This window comes from Sphingopyxis fribergensis (genome assembly GCF_000803645.1).
Taxonomy (GTDB): Bacteria; Pseudomonadota; Alphaproteobacteria; order Sphingomonadales; family Sphingomonadaceae; genus Sphingopyxis; species Sphingopyxis fribergensis.
This window is the reverse complement of the sequence record NZ_CP009122.1, coordinates 713,623-728,895: the sequence shown is the minus strand read 5'-3', so window position 1 is coordinate 728,895 and position 15,273 is coordinate 713,623. Positions and strand designations below refer to the sequence as shown.

Below are 15,273 nucleotides of genomic sequence, written 5' to 3'. Positions count from 1 at the left end.
CGAGGCGAGCCTCTATTCCTTCTCGTCCTCGCTCGACGGTTCATCGGCGGCGGCCTTCGCCTTTTCCTTCGGCTTTTCCTTTTCGAAGATGTGGGCGAGTTCCTTTTTCTTCGCGTCCGAGAGGCCTTCCTCGGCCTCGGGGAACATCTCTTCCTCTTCCTCGTCGATATGGTGAAGATAGCGGTGCTTCATCGTACGAAAGCGCGTCAGCCAACCCGTCGAGGCGAAATCCATCTCGTAAAGCTCGGTGAGCAACTCGTCGATTTCCTTATGTTCCGACACGCTATGCTGCGCATCTTCGCGCAGATCGGGCTTGGCGAGCATCGTTGCATAGAGCGACATTTCCTCGGAAGCAGCATGCGCGGTCACCTCGACGCGAAACGCCTCGAACAGCTTTTCGCGGTCGGGACTGTCGCCGTGCGTTTCGTCGATCTGGTCCAGCAATTTGCGGTGGCGGTCGTGATCGGCTTTCAGCCGCGCAAAAATCTTGGTCTCGGTCATGTTCGTCTCCGTCCATCGATGGTCGGAGAGAGAACGGCTCAGCGTAGAGGCGGTTCCGCCTCAGGCCGCCTTCCAGTCGCTCGTCGTGGTGAACGACGGCAGCGCCAGCGCCGAGGTCGATTGAGTCGCGGCGGCGATCAGGTAGGGCGAAACGCGGTGGCGCGTGCAAAGCCCGCCATTGCCGTCGCTGACCATCGTCTGTTCGAATTCGACGCCCTGCTGATGCTTCATCGACCGCCGGACCGTCGCTGTGACCAATTGCCCCTCGCCGAAATCGATCACGAAGCGGGTGCCGACGGGCACATCCAATATGCCTTCGATAAAGGCGCCGGTGGTCGACAGGTTGCGGATCACGACCGCATAGCGGTGATTGTCATGGATTGCGCCGACCTTGCGGAACAGCGAGAAACGGTCGTTACGCTGACGCGCGGGCCCCGCGGGCTTGATCGTCCACGACCCCGCCTCGGCATGTTCGATCAAATCTTCCAGTGGGACGGGCTTGCTATAGACATAGCCCTGGACGTGGCTGACGTTCAGCTGGCGGATGAGGTCGAGCTGGTCGAGCGATTCGATGCCTTCGGCGGTCGTTTCCATCTCGAGCGCCTCGGCGAGCGCGACGATCGCGGCGATGATCGCGCCGTTGCGCGACCCCGGAATCGTCGCATCGCGAACGAAACTCTGATCGATCTTGATCTTGTCGAACGGCGCGGATTGCAGATAGGCGAGCGAGGAATAGCCCGTCCCGAAATCGTCGAGCGCCAGGCGAACCCCCAGCGCCTTCAGTGCCTTGAACATCAGCGCCGTTTCGGCGGTATCGCCCAGGAACACGCTTTCGGTGATTTCCAGTTCCAGCCGGTCAGGCGCAAGCCCGGTCGCCGCAAGCGCCTTGGCCACGATTTTCGGCAGCGCCTCATTCGCGAACTGGATCGGCGAGACGTTGACCGCGACCCGCATGTCGCCCGGCCAGCTCGCCGCATCCTTGCACGCTGTGCGCAGCACCCATTCGCCAATATCCCAGATCAAGCCGGCTTCCTCGGCGATCGGGATGAATACCGCCGGAGAGATAGTGCCGCGTTCGGGGTGCGCCCACCGGATCAGTGCCTCGACCCCTCTCACCATGTTCGATTTGGAATGGACGACCGGCTGATATCGCAGCGCCATCTCGCCCCGCACCAGCGCGTCGCGCAGATCGTCCTCGAGCGCGCGGCGATCTTCGGCCGCGGTGTGGAGGTCGCTCGAATAAAAGCTGAACCGCCCGCGGCCGTTCCCCTTTGCCGCATAAAGCGCAAGATCGGCGTTGCGGACCAGATCGTCGCTGCTCAGCCCGTCGAAGGGGGCGATCGCGACGCCGACCGACGCGCCGATGATGCAGCGGCTGCCCTCGACCGAATAGGGTTGCGACAGGCTGGCGATGATGTCGCCCGCCATGTCGCCCAGCTTGCCGCGATCCTCGATGTCGGGAAGGATGATCTGGAATTCGTCGCCGCCCAATCGGCTGACCATTTCCTTGTCGCCGACGATCTTGAGCAGGCGTTCGGCGACCTGCTTCAGAAGCGCATCGCCCGCCGGGTGGCCCAGCGTGTCGTTGACCTGCTTGAAGCGGTCGAGATCGAGCAGCATGATCGCGCACGATCGCTGCTGCTGCGCAAAGGTCGCGAGCGTCGTGTCGAGCTTTTTCGAGATGTGGAATCGGTTGGCGAGCCCGGTCAGCGAGTCATAGAGCGCGAGCCGCGACGCGTCTTCGGCCGAGCGACGCTGCGCGGTCACGTCGGTGCCGCTGCCGCGATAGCCGGTGAATTTGCCGCCACCGTCGACTTGCGGCCGGCCCGATATCGCCCACCAGCGGTCGTCGCCCTCGAACGCGCTGCGAAGCGGCAGATCGTCGAATTTCGATTGTTTGGTCAGCAGGAATGGCAGGGTGCGCTGACGTTCGCCGTGGCTGTCGACGGGGAGGAACAGGTCGGTGAAAGCCGTGCCGAGCAATTGGCCGGCCGTTCGTCCCATCAATCGCGCCACCGAATCGGTGATATAGGTCAGCCGACCCTTGGCATCGGTCGACCAGAACCAGCCCTGGCCGCTTTCCTCATAATTCTGAAGCAGCAGCAACGCTTCGTGGGTGTGCAGGTTCGCCGCGGGATCACCGCGCTGCTTGCCGATACGCGGGCCGAGCAAACCGAAAAAGCCACGCTGGCCCTCGTCGGCTTGGTCATCCCCGCGGTCGCTGGAATCGATCCGCGATGGCCCGTCCATCAAACAAACTCTTCACCTGATCCCCACATGCCGCCCGCTATGCCGCGAAGGGATTGCGATAGTGTAAATATCTAAGGGTTTTCCGGAAACCGTGCTATTTTAGGATGTTGCATGGCTCCGCCGTCAAAGAGGCCTCGCGCCCTTCGTGACTTTAGGGCGCCTTGTCTTATTAACCTTTCGGCGAAGCAAAATGTTAATATAGCGCTCGCGATGGAAGCGCGCATGCCAATGACCGTATATTTGAACGACACCCCGCGATCGACCGGCAAGGGGCGTGCCTCGCGCCGGCAATTGCGGCTGCCGCTCCACGGGTCGAAGGCGACGGGTGCCGAAATCGAGGCGCTGGTCCACAATATTTCGGCCACGGGCATGCTTGTCGAAAGCAAGGCGCCACTCGAGATCGGCGAAGTTATCGAGATCAATCTTCCGCACAGCGGCAAAACCGCCACCAGGGTGATCTGGACCAGCGGCGACCTGGCCGGATGCCAGTTCGAAATGCCGATCTCGCCCGCGACGCTCAGCGCGGCGCAGCTGCGCAGTGTCGTCGGACCGGAGACGCCCGCACCCGATGACCACCAGCCCGCGGTCGGCGCGGAAAGCTTCGGCGTCCGCTTGCAACGGCTGCGGACGACGAAACAATTGACGCAGGGACAGCTCGCCGGCCGGCTGGGGGTCAGCGAGCCCTCGATTTCGGCTTGGGAACTCGACAAGGCCCGGCCCAAAGCCGGCCGGATGGAGGCATTGTCGGACGCGCTCGGTGTCGAAATCTCCGAACTCCTCGGCTTCGAAGGCACCGAAAATCTCGCCGACCTGGTCGCCAGGGCGAAGGCGCAAATTGCCAGGGCCGCCGGCGTCAGCCCGGACAATGTCAAGCTCACCATCGAGATGTAAACCGCCTGTCGCGGCGCCCGAAATCACCCGAAACCGGTGAAACTCCAGCGATTTCGACCGGCCCCATCAAACATTCCTTAACTCGCGTGGCGTAGAGCACCCTCAACAGAAGAGGGTGAAATGTGATGCAGAACGTTCGGCTCTATGGCGCGGTGGCCCTTGTTTCGATGGCTTTTGCCGGCAGCACCGCGATGGCGGCAGAGAGCGGCAAAAGCTCCTTCGACGTCCGGGTGACCGTTCCGGAATATTGCGAGGTCAACGCCTCGACGCTGATGGCGTCCGAAGGCAATGGCTTTGCCAGCGGATCGATTTTCGAGAGCTGCAACACGCAGGAAGGCTTCCAGGTAATCGCATCACACCGTCCGCTCGAAGCAAACGAAGCGGTCGCATTCAATTATGCCGGGTCGCTGACTTATCTGCGCGATGACGGATGGAGCCAAGTCGCCAACCGCACCGGGGCCAAGTTCGGCATGAAGCCGATCAGCATCCGCTACAGCGCGCTGACCACGCCGCTTGCGATCAACCTGACGATCACCACGCTCTGACTTTTGTCCCACGCGGCCGGTCTTGATCGCAGCGCCACTGCCAAAGGTTAACTACGTCCGTGTCGCCCAGGCGGTCGCGGACCGTTTTGCTTACATCGGCGTAACGGTCACCGTGATGCGATCGCGGTAGTTGCCCGCATGCATTGTCGGATCGGGATCGACGACCACCGACACCGGATGCACATTGCCCGTGGATCCCGTGTGGCTAGCGACCTGAATCCGGTCACCGCCGCCCTTAAGGTTCATCGGGCGGCCCGACACCATCATGCGATAGGGAATAATTTCGGGGCCGTCGACGCGGCGCAGCGCGCCTGCATTCTGCGACTCAAGGTCCATCTGATAGCCGGCGGTGCTGAGCACGCGAATGGCGAAGGGCGGCGACGTTGAAACGGCGTTCGGCGACAAGGTACCCATTTCGACGCTGGTCGATCCTCGCGCATTGCCTGCACCCGCGAAACGGATGCGCGCGACCGCCGGAATATTCAGGCTGAGTTGGGTGCGCTGGGTTGCCAGCTCGCTTTGCCCGGTCCGCGCGGTCAGGAAAAATTCGAGCGCCTGGTCATAAATGCCCGATTCAAAGCCCCAGCCCAGTTTCATGCGAACGTCATAGGGGATCGACGTTTCCCCGCGAACGGGGATGACGATGTCGACTGCAGAGCGTTCGCTCGTGCGCGCCGCGTCGGTGCTGTTGACCTTCACGCTGCCGTTAGGTCCGAACAACTCATAGCTGGGAAAATCGGCGTCGGAGGCTGCAATGTCGCTGCCGACGGCGAGCCGCAGTTCGCATACGGTATCGCCGTCGTTGCGCAGCCGGACATAGAAACGCTCGTTCAGCCGACCGTCGTCAAAGCTTCCCGCGGGCGTAAGCGTCACGGAATTGCCGCCCGCCACAAAGCTCGGCACGCATTCCGCCTGGGCAGCGGTGGCAAAGGTCGCCAGCGCCAGTGCAAACGGCGTTCCAATATATGCGCGCATTACCTGTACTCCTGTCATTTCGCCGTCGGCGGCGTGATAAGTATCTCGCCAAGCTGGTACAGCGGTTCGGATTTCGCCGGCACTTCGATTGTATAGCTCGCCGCAGGTTCGGTCAGACGCACCTGGTAAGTTTTGCCCGGCCGCAGACCCATGATAGCAAATCTGCCTACCGAATTGGTAAAGAACGGTTGGCTTGTGAAGGCTTCGTCGTCGGTCGACGAAATCGACCCGGCGACCAGCGACGCTGGCGCGCCCTCAATCTTGAGCACGCCATAAGCCGTCACATTGGCGTCGCTGCCGACCGTAATTTTGTAACCGCTGCGATAGGGCGGCTCCACGGTGTCGATACCCGCGCCGATATCATAGCCGACCGGACCGTTCATCAGGTCATAGATCACATTCTGCCTCGTATAAGATTGCAGACGGCCGCCAAGTGCGGGGCCGAGGGCTCCGCTCAACGCGTCAAAGCGCTTGTCCTGGATCGACCGGCCCAGCACCACCTGCCCCGGATCGGCACTTTCATGCGGCTTTGCGATGACGAAGCTGTCGTTGATCGGGCGCCCGATCGCAACGTCGCCGCCGGCAAAGGCGATCGAGGTGCCGAGCTGGAGGCGCGCCTGCTGCCGTTCGTCGATATCGCCGAAACCCGGGCCGCCGGATGTCACCGATCCGCGCGCATAGAAACGATTGCCGACATAGTTGGCGATCGCATCGACGGTGGCATCGTTCTTCGACTTGCGGATGCCGACATCGTAACCGAAGGATCCGACGCGATCCTCGTAGCTGCGCGTCACGAAGGCGCGCGCCTGCTCGCGGCGGCTGTTGTAATTGGCCTCGGCGCGGGTGCGGCGGCCAAGCGGCACCGTCAGGCCCAGCCGGACGCCGAAATTATTTTCGTTGAGGCCCTTGCCATATTCGACGCCCGCGGTGACGCGAAATTTCTCGGTGCGGTGGATGACATCGGCATAGACCGAATGGGAGCTGTTGAATCCCGGCCGTTGGAACCAGTTGGCGCCCGCGACGAGCGTCGTCTGTTCGCCGATGCTTTGCGCGTAGTTGGCGGTGACGTTCAACGTTTCGAAACGGTCCCCGGCGATCGCATCGGTCAGCGTCTGAAAACCCTTGTTGCGATAATCGGCGCTGATTGAAAATTGCCGCCCCTGCATGCCCGTTCCGACCTGGAGGCTATAGGCGCCGCGCAACGAGTAGCCGAAATCGTCGCCGGTGCTGATCGCGCCCGAGAACTCGATGCGGCCCGGAATTTTGTTGGGCGACACGACCATTTCGGCGCCCGCAACCTGCACATCCTCCGACAGTTGCAAGGCGCCGCCAAGCAACAGGCGGTTGGTCATGCCGCGGCGATAAAAGCCGGAAAAAGCGGGCAACCCGCCATATTTCGGCGAAGCCTCGAACGCGCGCGCGACAAAGCCGATGCCCGCACTATATTCGTCCTCGCCCGACCCCAGGTCTACCGGATCGAAAAAGGGATCGAACGAGGCCAGTTGCCGCCGCCCGGTCACGTCGGTGACGAACAATTGCGCGTTGCGACCGCCATATTGCGACGTCAGTTGCGACAGGTCATACGGCCCGGCCGCAAGCTGCAAGGTCTGCACCTGCTGGCCATCCACCATCACCTCGACCGTTGCATCTCGGTCGAGCAAGATTTGCTGGCTGCCCAATTGGGTGACGGGACCGCCGCCCGAAAATACGCGTCGGCCCTTTTCGACGGCGACGCCGCCCAGCAACGCACCCGAGATGACGGGAATGCCCGACAATTGGAGATCGCCCGCGCTCCAGCGACGCAGCTTGTCGACCTCGTCATAGACCGCGCGCGCCGAGCGGCGATAGAAACCGCTGCCTTCGCCGCCGGTTATCGACCGGTCATAACCGCCGTCGAATTCGACCACGACGCCCCGAAAACGGGCGGCGCCGAAGACGAGAACCCCTGGATCCTCGAACGTTTTGAAATCTTCGAGGCGAAAATCGCCGACGACGTTCAGATAGGCGCTGAAATCTTCGGGCTGCCGGGTCACGGGCACCCGGCTTTCGTTAATGACCGGGCCAAGCGTTTGCACAGCGGCAAGATTGGGGTCGATGCGTTCGATCGCGACTTCGAGCAGGGCCGGATTGTAGCGCAGGAAAACGCCAGCCGCTTCAAGCTCCGCCGAGGTCAGGAAAGCGGCCTGCGCAAAGGAGGCGCCAAAGGTTTCACGCGCCGACGGCGAAAGATAGGGAGTCAGTCGCTCAAGCAGCGAGGCCCGTTCATAGCGGACCTGACCGTCGGGCGTCACTTCGGCGATGATATCGCCGCTCAGTTGCCCATTGCGTACCAGCGGTAATTGCAATTGCGTCCAGCGCTGCGCGGTTGCAGCGGCAGGCGGCGTGGCAGCGGGCGGCGCAGGCGGGCCTTGGTCCTGCATCGCAGCATAGGCATGGGGCGACTGAAGCGCGACCAACGCCAATGTGATGCTTGAACAATAGCGTATCACCTTAAACCACCCCCTGAATGCCCCGCGTCGCCTTCTTCATTCTCCGATCTTGATGCTGACGCCCTCCTCGCGCAGCGGTTCTTCGACCGGAACGAAGAAGATGCGAGCCCCCCCGGGCGGAATAAGGCCAAAGCCGATCGCGTCGCTCATCCGGCCGGCGGTACGCGATTCTGAAAAAGCGGTGCCGTCTTCGCGCGTACCGGCGATCGTCCAGCCGGTGCGTCCAGCCGCGAAAAAGCGCGTACCGCGATTTTCGATGCGAACCTCGACGCCGCGTTCGGTCACCGTCTTGGGCTTCTGCTGATCGACCGGAAGCCGCTCGTCGGGCGGCACTACCGTCTCGCGAACCAGCGCCTTTGCGGACGTCACGACCGGTTCAGCCTTGGTGCCTTCGGGTACGATATTGACCAGAACGTTGAACCGCATCACCACTTGGATTCGCGAGATCGTCGGATCGAGGTCGACGGGGATCTGGGTGACCGCGGCATAATAAACTTCGGACTTGGTAAGCGGCTCGCTCGGCAAATACTGAATCCGGAAAACCTGCTGTGCGTTTGGTGCGATCACGACCTGCGGCGGGAAGACGACGAATTTTTCGTCGGCCGGGGTGAGCGTCAGTTCGCCCGCCTCGTTCACATCGCCGCGGTACATCCGCAGTTCGACCGGCAAATTGCGGTCTTCGGAGTTGGTGACTTCGATACGCGCGGTCGATCCGCGACCAGTCGGCGCCATTTCGACCGTCATCGGGGTCACCCGGGCCGCCTCGACGGGACTCGCGCCCACGGCCAAGGTTGCGGCGGCGAACGCCAGTATCAAAGATTTCCGGAACAAGACCAATTCCCCCAAACGCTCTTGCAAGATAGCATCGCTACAGACTGAAAGGGGGAGCATTAAGCTCCCCCTCCCTCATCTGGTTAACGAAACCTATCAGATCGTCGTTACGGTAACCGTAACAGTGTCTTCATAGGTGCCGGCCAGCGGGCGAGCGTCCTGGTTTTCGTTGGCGCGCACGCGTGCGCGCAGTTCAACCTGGCGATGAATCGCGCCGCGGGTCGTGTTCTGACCGATCGAACCTTGAGCCGAATTATGTTCCGGACCCGCACCGCTGTTCAAATAGTTCAGCGCATAGACCGAATAGTTGATCGTGTCCTTGAAGCCCGAGTCATCGCCCGAGGCCAAGGTGCGCGTCTGGTTCTTCAGGACGCCAAGGTCGGCGTCGATCAGCATGCGGTTGCTTTCGTTGCAGCTGACCCAGAACGGGCTGGTTTCGTCAGCCGACGTGTTGTTGATCAGCAGCGCACCCGAACCGGCCGTCGTGTTGATCGACAGCGTGCCAAGGTCGACGTCGGAGATGCCTTCCATCGTGCAGGTTTCGGCAACGCTTGCGTTGATGTCGAACGCTTCGCTGTCCGAATCAGCGGCGAAGGCAGGCGTCGAGGCGAGCATCGCGCCGAGCGAGACGATAAGGAGCTTTTTCATGGATTATGTTCCCAAAGGAGGCCGCATCATGATCGAATAGACGGCCCGAAAGGCAAACAGGGGAAGGGCGACGCCCTTCCCCTGCGATCAGGATCAGATGGTCGTGACGGTAACGGTCACGGTGTCCTTGTAGACACCAGCCAGCGGGCGGGCGTCGAGGTTGCCGAGCAGGGTCACAGCAGCGCCCATGTCGATCTTGCGATGGATCGCACCACGGCTCTGGTTCTGGAGCAGCGGGCCAAGCAGGCTGTTGTACGACGGCTGCAGAAAGCCGTTGCGATAGTTCAGGGCTGCGACCGAATAGTTGATCGTGTCCTTGAAGCCGGCGTCATCACCCGACTGCAGCGTGCGCGACTGGTTCTTCAGCTTGCCCAGGGTCGGGACGATCGACATGCGATTGGTGTCGTTGCAGCTCAGCCAGAACTCACCGGCGTTGTCGGCCGACGCACCGTTGAGGAACAGCGCGTTGCTGCCAGCGGTGGTGTTGATCGACAGCGTGCCGAGTTCGATGTCGCTGATGCCTTCCATCGTGCAGGTTTCGGCAACGTTCGCGTTAATGTCGAACGATTCCGAATCCGAATCCGCAGCGAAAGCAGGCGTCGAAAGCATGGCCGACATGGCGGCCAAAGCGAAAAGCTTCTTCATGGTAATTCCCCTCATACAGACTGGTCGTGTCATCTGAAGCGAAGGGCACCGGCGACGGCGCCCTTTTTCGCTTCCCCAACCGCCGAGGAGACTTTTCCAGTCTGCGACTTGCCCCCTGCGGTTAACAACTAATTAAACGACGGGACGGGAAGCGCAACCGTTTATGATTGGTTAAAACATTAAGGATGCCCAGAAATTCTAGAATTTTGAGCGGCAGCGCCATCCCAATCGGCTAAATCGAAAGTTAATTTTACCAACCAAAATTCCTCCGGAAACTCGGTAAAGCCTCACATTCTAAAAGCTTAGCGCCCTATTGGTTGGATGAAGGCGCGCGCGACCGGCTTGCCGGGCCGACCGCGCGGCCTGATCCGACGCACGCGACCGAAAACGCCCGATTTGACCAAGGTGTATCGAAATCGAACAGTGGCACGACGAGTCGTTAGCGTCCGAACAGACCCCAGTCGGCTCAGAAAAGCCTTTTTATAACATAGATTTATATTGGATCGCGCGCCCGCTATGCGGCGGCCACGGCATGTCGATCACGTCGCGATTCGCGCGCATGGCTGCCTGACCGGTGCGGTGTCTGCAGATATTTTCATTGCTTGGGCCCGCGGGACCGGCGCACGATTCGTCCGGTCGCCGGCGGCGCCAATGAAACAAACTTAACCGGGAACCCCGGTCATTTCGCGCGAGGTAGCAACAGGCTGGCATCGCCATAGCTGTAGAATCGATAGCTCTGCGCAATCGCGTGCGCATAAGCCGCCTGCATCGTCTCCAGCCCCATCAGCGCGCTGACCAGCATGAACAATGTCGAGCGCGGCAGGTGGAAGTTGGTCATCAGCCCGTCGATCGCCCTGAAGCGGTAGCCGGGGGTGATGAAGATCGCGGTGTCTCCCGCGAAGGGCGCGATGATGCCGTCGTCCTGCGCCGCGCTTTCGAGCAGGCGCAGGCTCGTGGTGCCGACCGCGATCACGCGGCCGCCCGCGGCGCGCACGGCGTTGAGCCGCGCCGCGGTATCGGCCTCGATCCGCCCCCATTCGGCGTGCATGACATGATCTTCGGTGTCGTCGGCCTTCACGGGCAGAAAGGTTCCGGCGCCGACGTGAAGCGTCAATGTCTCGGTCGCGATGTCCGCCGCCGCCAGCGCATCGAGCAGTTTGGGCGTAAAGTGCAACGCCGCCGTCGGCGCTGCGACCGCGCCGTCCTCGCGCGCAAACATCGTCTGATAGTCGCTGCGGTCGTCTTCGTCGGTCGCGCGCTTGCCCGCGATATAAGGGGGGAGCGGCATCGTGCCCGCACGCTCGAGCAGAAGTTCGACCGGCTCGTCGCCCGCAAAGGTCAGAATGAAGCTGCCGTCGGCGAGCCGTTCCTCGGCGAGGGCCTCGACCCCCGCGCCGAAATCGACCGTCTCGCCGACGCGGAGCCGCTTCGCATTGCGGACGAAGGCCTGCCAGCGGCGCAGGTCAATCCGCTTGTGCAAGGTCGCGCCGATTTTCGCGTCGCCTCTACGCCCTTCGAGCTGCGCCGGGATGACCCGCGTGTCGTTGAAGACGAGGCAGTCGCCCGGACGCAGCCATTGGGGCAGGTCGCGCACCCCGGCATCGACGATCTTGCCGTCGTCGACGACGAGCATCCGCGCGGCATCGCGCGGCCGCGCGGGGCGAAGCGCGATACGCTCGTTCGGCAGATCGAAATCGAAGGCGTCGACGCGCATGGTCTTCGCGCGCGTTTCCGCGCTTACTGCTTGATCGGGGCGTTGAGTTCGTCGACGCCGACCGGGGCCGGCACCACCGGCGGCGGCACCGTTTCGACCAGCATCGACGGCGGCGGCATCGGCTTGTTATCGGCGGCGACCGACACCTGGACCATGCGCGACATCACTTCGGGCGGTTCGCCCTTATGGATCGCGTCGATATATTGCATGCCCGAGACGACGCGGCCGAAGGCGGTGTAACGACGATCGAGCGAGAAACGCGGCTGGAGCATGATGAAGAACTGGCTGTTCGCGCTGTCCTCGCTCTCCGCGCGCGCCATCGACAGCGTGCCGCGCAGGTGCGGGGTCGGGTTGAATTCGGCCTTGAGGTCGGGAAGCTGCGACCCGCCCTGCCCCGTCGCGGTCGGATCGCCCGTCTGCGCCATGAAGCCGTCGATCACGCGGTGGAACTTGATCCCGTCATAGAAGCCCGCGCGCGCAAGTTGCTTCAGCCGCTCAACATGGTTCGGCGCGACATTCGGATAGAGCTGGACAACGACCCGCCCACCCGTCGAAAGGTCGATGTTGAGCATATATTCGGGGTTGTTGATATATTGGTCGGGCGTCATCGCGGGCACCGCGGGGACTTCCGTTGCAGGCGCAGCCTCCGCAGCCGGGGCGGGCGCGGTCGGGGTTTCGACCGGCGCGGGGGCGGGCGTTTCCACCGGCGGCGCGGGCTGGCTCTGTTCAGGGTTCGGCGCCGGCGCGGGCGGCGCCTCCTGCGCGACGGCCGCGCCTACGAGACCGAACGCCATCGCCATAAGTATCAAGGGGCGGAAGGATGATTTCATGCTGGATCGGCCTCGTTAAGAAAATCGGAATTTGCGCCCCGGTCGGCGGGCCCTAGCCGCAAAAAGCTGAACGCTCAATGATCGGTATCAGCGCTCGCCCTGAAGCAGTCCCCGCTCGGCGATGCGAGCCACGACGGCGTCGCGCACCGAAGGCGTCACGAATTTGTGGATATCGCCGCCGAAGATCGCGATTTCTTTGACTAGCCGCGACGCGATCGGCTGAAGGCTGACGTCGGCCATCAAAAAAACCGTTTCGACGCGGTCGTTGAGCTGGCGGTTCATGCCCGTCAGCTGATACTCATATTCGAAATCGGTGACACCGCGAATGCCGCGGACGATGATCGACGCGCCCTGGGCGTCGGCAAAGTCCATCAGCAACGAATTGAAACCGACGACCTCGATGTCGCCGTCGATCCCCGCAACCTCGGCCTTGACCATCGCGATCCGCTCGTCGTCGTCGAACAGGGGCGATTTCGCGATATTGGTGGTCACCCCGATGATCAGCCGGTCGACGAATTTCGCGCCGCGACGAATGATATCCATATGCCCGAGCGTGATCGGGTCGAAGGTTCCGGGATAAACCCCAATACGCATCAACGGTCCCTCTCCACCACATAGCGGGCGATCGCACGCAGCAGCGCCGCCTCGCCGCCATAACTCGCCAGATGCCCGATCGCCTGATCGACGAGCGCCGTCGCCTGTTCGCGCGCGCGTTCGATCCCCATCAATGTGACGAAGGTCGCCTTGCCCGCGGCCTCGTCCTTGTGCAGCGCCTTGCCCGCGAGCGCCTCGTCGCCCTCGACGTCCATGATGTCGTCGGCGATCTGGAACGCGAGCCCGATGTCGCGCGAATATGCGCGCAGCGGTGCGCGGCCCTCGGGCGGGATACGCGCGAGGATCGCGCCAGCCTCGACCGAAAAGGCGATCAGTGCCCCGGTCTTGAGCTGTTGCAGCCGCGTCACTGTCGGCAGGTCGAAATTCGACGTCTCGGCGGCAAGATCCATCATCTGCCCGCCCGCCATGCCCGCCGGCCCCGCGGCGCGCGCAAGTTCGCAGCAGAGTTCGCCGCGCACGAAGGGATCGGCGCTGGTCACCGGGTCACACAGCCATTCGAAGGCGAGGGCATGGAGTGAATCGCCCGCGAGCACTGCGGTCGCTTCGTCATACGCCTTGTGCACCGTCGGCTTGCCGCGGCGCATATCGTCATCGTCCATGCACGGCAGATCGTCGTGGATCAGCGAATAGACGTGCATCGCCTCGACCGCCGCGCCGACGCGCAGGGTCAGCGCGCGGTCGACGTGAAACAGGTCGCCCGCGGCGCGTACCAGCAGCGGACGCAGCCGCTTGCCGCCCGCAATCGCTGCGTGGCGCATCGCTTCATAAAGCGGACCGCGCGGATCGAGGGGTACGGGCAGCAATTGGTCGAACAGACGGTCGATGCCGGTGGCAACCTCGGCCTGCGTGGACAGAAGCAATTGTGTGCCGCGCGAAACTTCGCTGTCGACGGACGCCATAAGGGCTCAGCTTTCACCGAAGGGGGTGGTTCCCGCCGGCCGGCCGTCGGCGCCCAGGCTGACCTGTTCGATCCGCGCCTGCGCCGCGGCGAGCCGAGCCTCGCAATGGCCGCGCAGCGCGTGGCCGCGCTCGTAAAGCGCCACCGATTCCTCGAGGCTGACGTCGCCGCTCTCCAGCCGCCGCACGATCGTTTCGAGCTCGCCCATCGCAGCCTCGAACGACAGGGACGCAAGAGCGGGGGCGGCAGCGGTTTCGGGGGTATCCGTCATGGCCCTGCTTTGGCCCCTTCTCCCCCGTCCGGTCAAGCTTGACGTGGTGATTTTGCCCTATAGCCTCGCGCCATGTTCATCGGCCATTTCGCCCCGGCACTGATCGCCGCAGCGCGCCCGAAGGCCGCCGGGCTCGGAACCTTGTTCGTCGCTGCACAACTCGTCGACATCGGCTTTGCCGCATTGCTGGTCCCGGGGGTCGAGGCGATGCGGATCGCGCCCGGCATCACCGCGATGAACCCGATGGACCTTTATCACATGCCCTATACACACAGCCTGCTCGGCGCGCTGATCTGGGCGAAGATTTTCGGCGCGATCGTCTGGTTCGCGACCAAGAGGAAGGAAGCCGCGATCGGCGCGGCGCTGGTCGTGGTGTCGCACTGGTTCATCGACCTGATCGTCCACATCCCCGACCTCACCCTCTATGGCATGTCGCCGAAGCTCGGATTGGGCCTGTGGAACCATCCGCTGATCGCGATGCCGCTCGAGATCCTGCTGATTGGCGGGGCGTTCATCTATTATATGCGGCGAACTTCAGCACCCGTGGGCAATGGGCGGCTATGGATACTCGCGGCGCTGCTCGTCTTTGCCCAGGTGGTCGACTGGTTCGGGCCGAAAGAGCCCACCTATTCGCTCGCCATCCCGGCCACGATGCTCTTCGCTTACATCCTGCTCGCCGGCACCGCCGCGTGGGCTGGCGCAAGCCGGCAGCTTGCAGTCCCGCGCAACGCCTGACCCCCTTTGCCGCGCGCAATCACGGTTCCGCTTTTTGCAATTGCTGGCGCGCGCGTCACCATCCATGTTGCACCGCACAAGAAGAGAGGGGCTCAAAGGCAAGTTTTGTTCATCTGACAAGGACTTGCATCATGAAAAAATATATTCTCCCCGCCCTCGGCCTGCTCGCGCTGGCGCCGTCTGTTGCCCTCGCAAAGGATGCGCCCACCAATCGCTTCGAGCATGAGGGCAGCACCTACAGCTACACCGTCACGCAGGTTGGCCACACGCGCGTCATCAGCGGCGTCGAGGAACGCACCGGCAAGCCGTTCACGCTCCGCGTCGGCCAGCATCGCGTCCGCGGCACCGTTGGCTCGCAGCAGGTCAGCTTCGCGCTCCGCGATGTCCAGCCGCTCAAGATCGAGACGGCCACGCTCGCCTCGCGCTAATCCCGCT

General features: G+C 62.8%; 16 protein-coding genes. 4 read left to right on the top strand and 12 right to left on the bottom strand.

Features of this window, described 5'->3' with window-relative positions; genetic code table 11:
• Positions 1-12: 12 nt before the first annotated feature.
• Together SKP52_RS03515 and SKP52_RS03510 are read right to left on the bottom strand one after the other, a co-directional pair.
• The gene (locus SKP52_RS03515) at positions 13-501 is read right to left on the bottom strand and encodes a hemerythrin domain-containing protein (RefSeq protein WP_039571817.1); all 489 of its coding nucleotides are present in this window, start codon (positions 499-501) and stop codon (positions 13-15) included.
• 60 nt (positions 502-561) lie between these two features.
• Positions 562-2,751 (bottom strand): EAL domain-containing protein, encoded by a 2,190-nt coding sequence (locus SKP52_RS03510; protein ID WP_039571814.1) that lies wholly within the window; start codon positions 2,749-2,751, stop codon positions 562-564.
• Positions 2,752-2,979: 228 nt separating this feature from the next.
• On the opposite strand from SKP52_RS03510, the gene SKP52_RS03505 reads away from it, so the two are divergent.
• A complete protein-coding gene (locus SKP52_RS03505; RefSeq protein WP_228383808.1) occupies positions 2,980-3,642 on the top strand; it encodes a helix-turn-helix domain-containing protein in 663 nt (220 codons plus the stop codon).
• A 122-nt stretch (positions 3,643-3,764) separates the two neighbouring features.
• Positions 3,765-4,187 (top strand): hypothetical protein, encoded by a 423-nt coding sequence (locus SKP52_RS03500; protein WP_148309022.1) that lies wholly within the window; start codon positions 3,765-3,767, stop codon positions 4,185-4,187.
• Positions 4,188-4,277: 90 nt separating this feature from the next.
• Here the strand turns inward: SKP52_RS03500 and SKP52_RS03495 are convergent, their stop codons facing one another.
• The 10 genes from SKP52_RS03495 to SKP52_RS03450 all read right to left on the bottom strand — a co-directional run bounded on the left by SKP52_RS03495 (position 4,278) and on the right by SKP52_RS03450 (position 14,103).
• Entirely contained in the window at positions 4,278-5,162 is an 885-nt protein-coding gene (locus SKP52_RS03495) for a hypothetical protein (protein ID WP_039571809.1), read from the bottom strand.
• A gap of 14 nt (positions 5,163-5,176) precedes the next feature.
• Positions 5,177-7,582, bottom strand: a complete 2,406-nt coding sequence (locus SKP52_RS03490) for a fimbria/pilus outer membrane usher protein (RefSeq protein WP_148309021.1) — start codon at positions 7,580-7,582, stop codon at positions 5,177-5,179.
• Between the two features lie 105 nt (positions 7,583-7,687).
• Positions 7,688-8,482 (bottom strand): fimbrial biogenesis chaperone, encoded by a 795-nt coding sequence (locus SKP52_RS03485; protein WP_160292358.1) that lies wholly within the window; start codon positions 8,480-8,482, stop codon positions 7,688-7,690.
• A gap of 96 nt (positions 8,483-8,578) precedes the next feature.
• Entirely contained in the window at positions 8,579-9,130 is a 552-nt protein-coding gene (locus tag SKP52_RS03480) for a spore coat protein U domain-containing protein (RefSeq protein WP_039571794.1), read from the bottom strand.
• A gap of 93 nt (positions 9,131-9,223) precedes the next feature.
• Positions 9,224-9,775: a spore coat protein U domain-containing protein gene (locus tag SKP52_RS03475; protein ID WP_039571789.1), complete on the bottom strand. Its 552-nt coding sequence runs from the start codon at positions 9,773-9,775 to the stop codon at positions 9,224-9,226.
• 679 nt (positions 9,776-10,454) lie between these two features.
• Positions 10,455-11,489, bottom strand: coding sequence for a tRNA preQ1(34) S-adenosylmethionine ribosyltransferase-isomerase QueA (gene queA / locus SKP52_RS03470; RefSeq protein ID WP_039571787.1), 1,035 nt, complete (start codon positions 11,487-11,489; stop codon positions 10,455-10,457).
• A 23-nt stretch (positions 11,490-11,512) separates the two neighbouring features.
• Positions 11,513-12,283, bottom strand: coding sequence for a peptidylprolyl isomerase (locus tag SKP52_RS03465; RefSeq protein ID WP_228383807.1), 771 nt, complete (start codon positions 12,281-12,283; stop codon positions 11,513-11,515).
• A 123-nt stretch (positions 12,284-12,406) separates the two neighbouring features.
• Positions 12,407-12,913: a pantetheine-phosphate adenylyltransferase gene (coaD, locus tag SKP52_RS03460; protein WP_039571783.1), complete on the bottom strand. Its 507-nt coding sequence runs from the start codon at positions 12,911-12,913 to the stop codon at positions 12,407-12,409.
• Positions 12,913-13,833, bottom strand: coding sequence for a polyprenyl synthetase family protein (locus SKP52_RS03455; RefSeq protein ID WP_052207762.1), 921 nt, complete (start codon positions 13,831-13,833; stop codon positions 12,913-12,915). The genes coaD and SKP52_RS03455 overlap by 1 nt, the downstream gene beginning before the upstream one ends.
• 6 nt (positions 13,834-13,839) lie before the next feature.
• The gene (locus SKP52_RS03450) at positions 13,840-14,103 is read right to left on the bottom strand and encodes an exodeoxyribonuclease VII small subunit (RefSeq protein ID WP_039571780.1); all 264 of its coding nucleotides are present in this window, start codon (positions 14,101-14,103) and stop codon (positions 13,840-13,842) included.
• A 72-nt stretch (positions 14,104-14,175) separates the two neighbouring features.
• Here SKP52_RS03450 and SKP52_RS03445 point away from each other — a divergent pair, with 72 nt between their 5' ends.
• Both SKP52_RS03445 and SKP52_RS03440 read left to right on the top strand, forming a co-directional pair.
• Positions 14,176-14,838 (top strand): hypothetical protein, encoded by a 663-nt coding sequence (locus SKP52_RS03445; RefSeq protein ID WP_039571777.1) that lies wholly within the window; start codon positions 14,176-14,178, stop codon positions 14,836-14,838.
• A 131-nt stretch (positions 14,839-14,969) separates the two neighbouring features.
• On the top strand, positions 14,970-15,266 hold the full coding sequence (locus SKP52_RS03440; protein WP_039571775.1) for a hypothetical protein: 297 nt from the start codon (positions 14,970-14,972) through the stop codon (positions 15,264-15,266).
• The last annotated feature ends 7 nt before the right edge of the window (positions 15,267-15,273 follow it).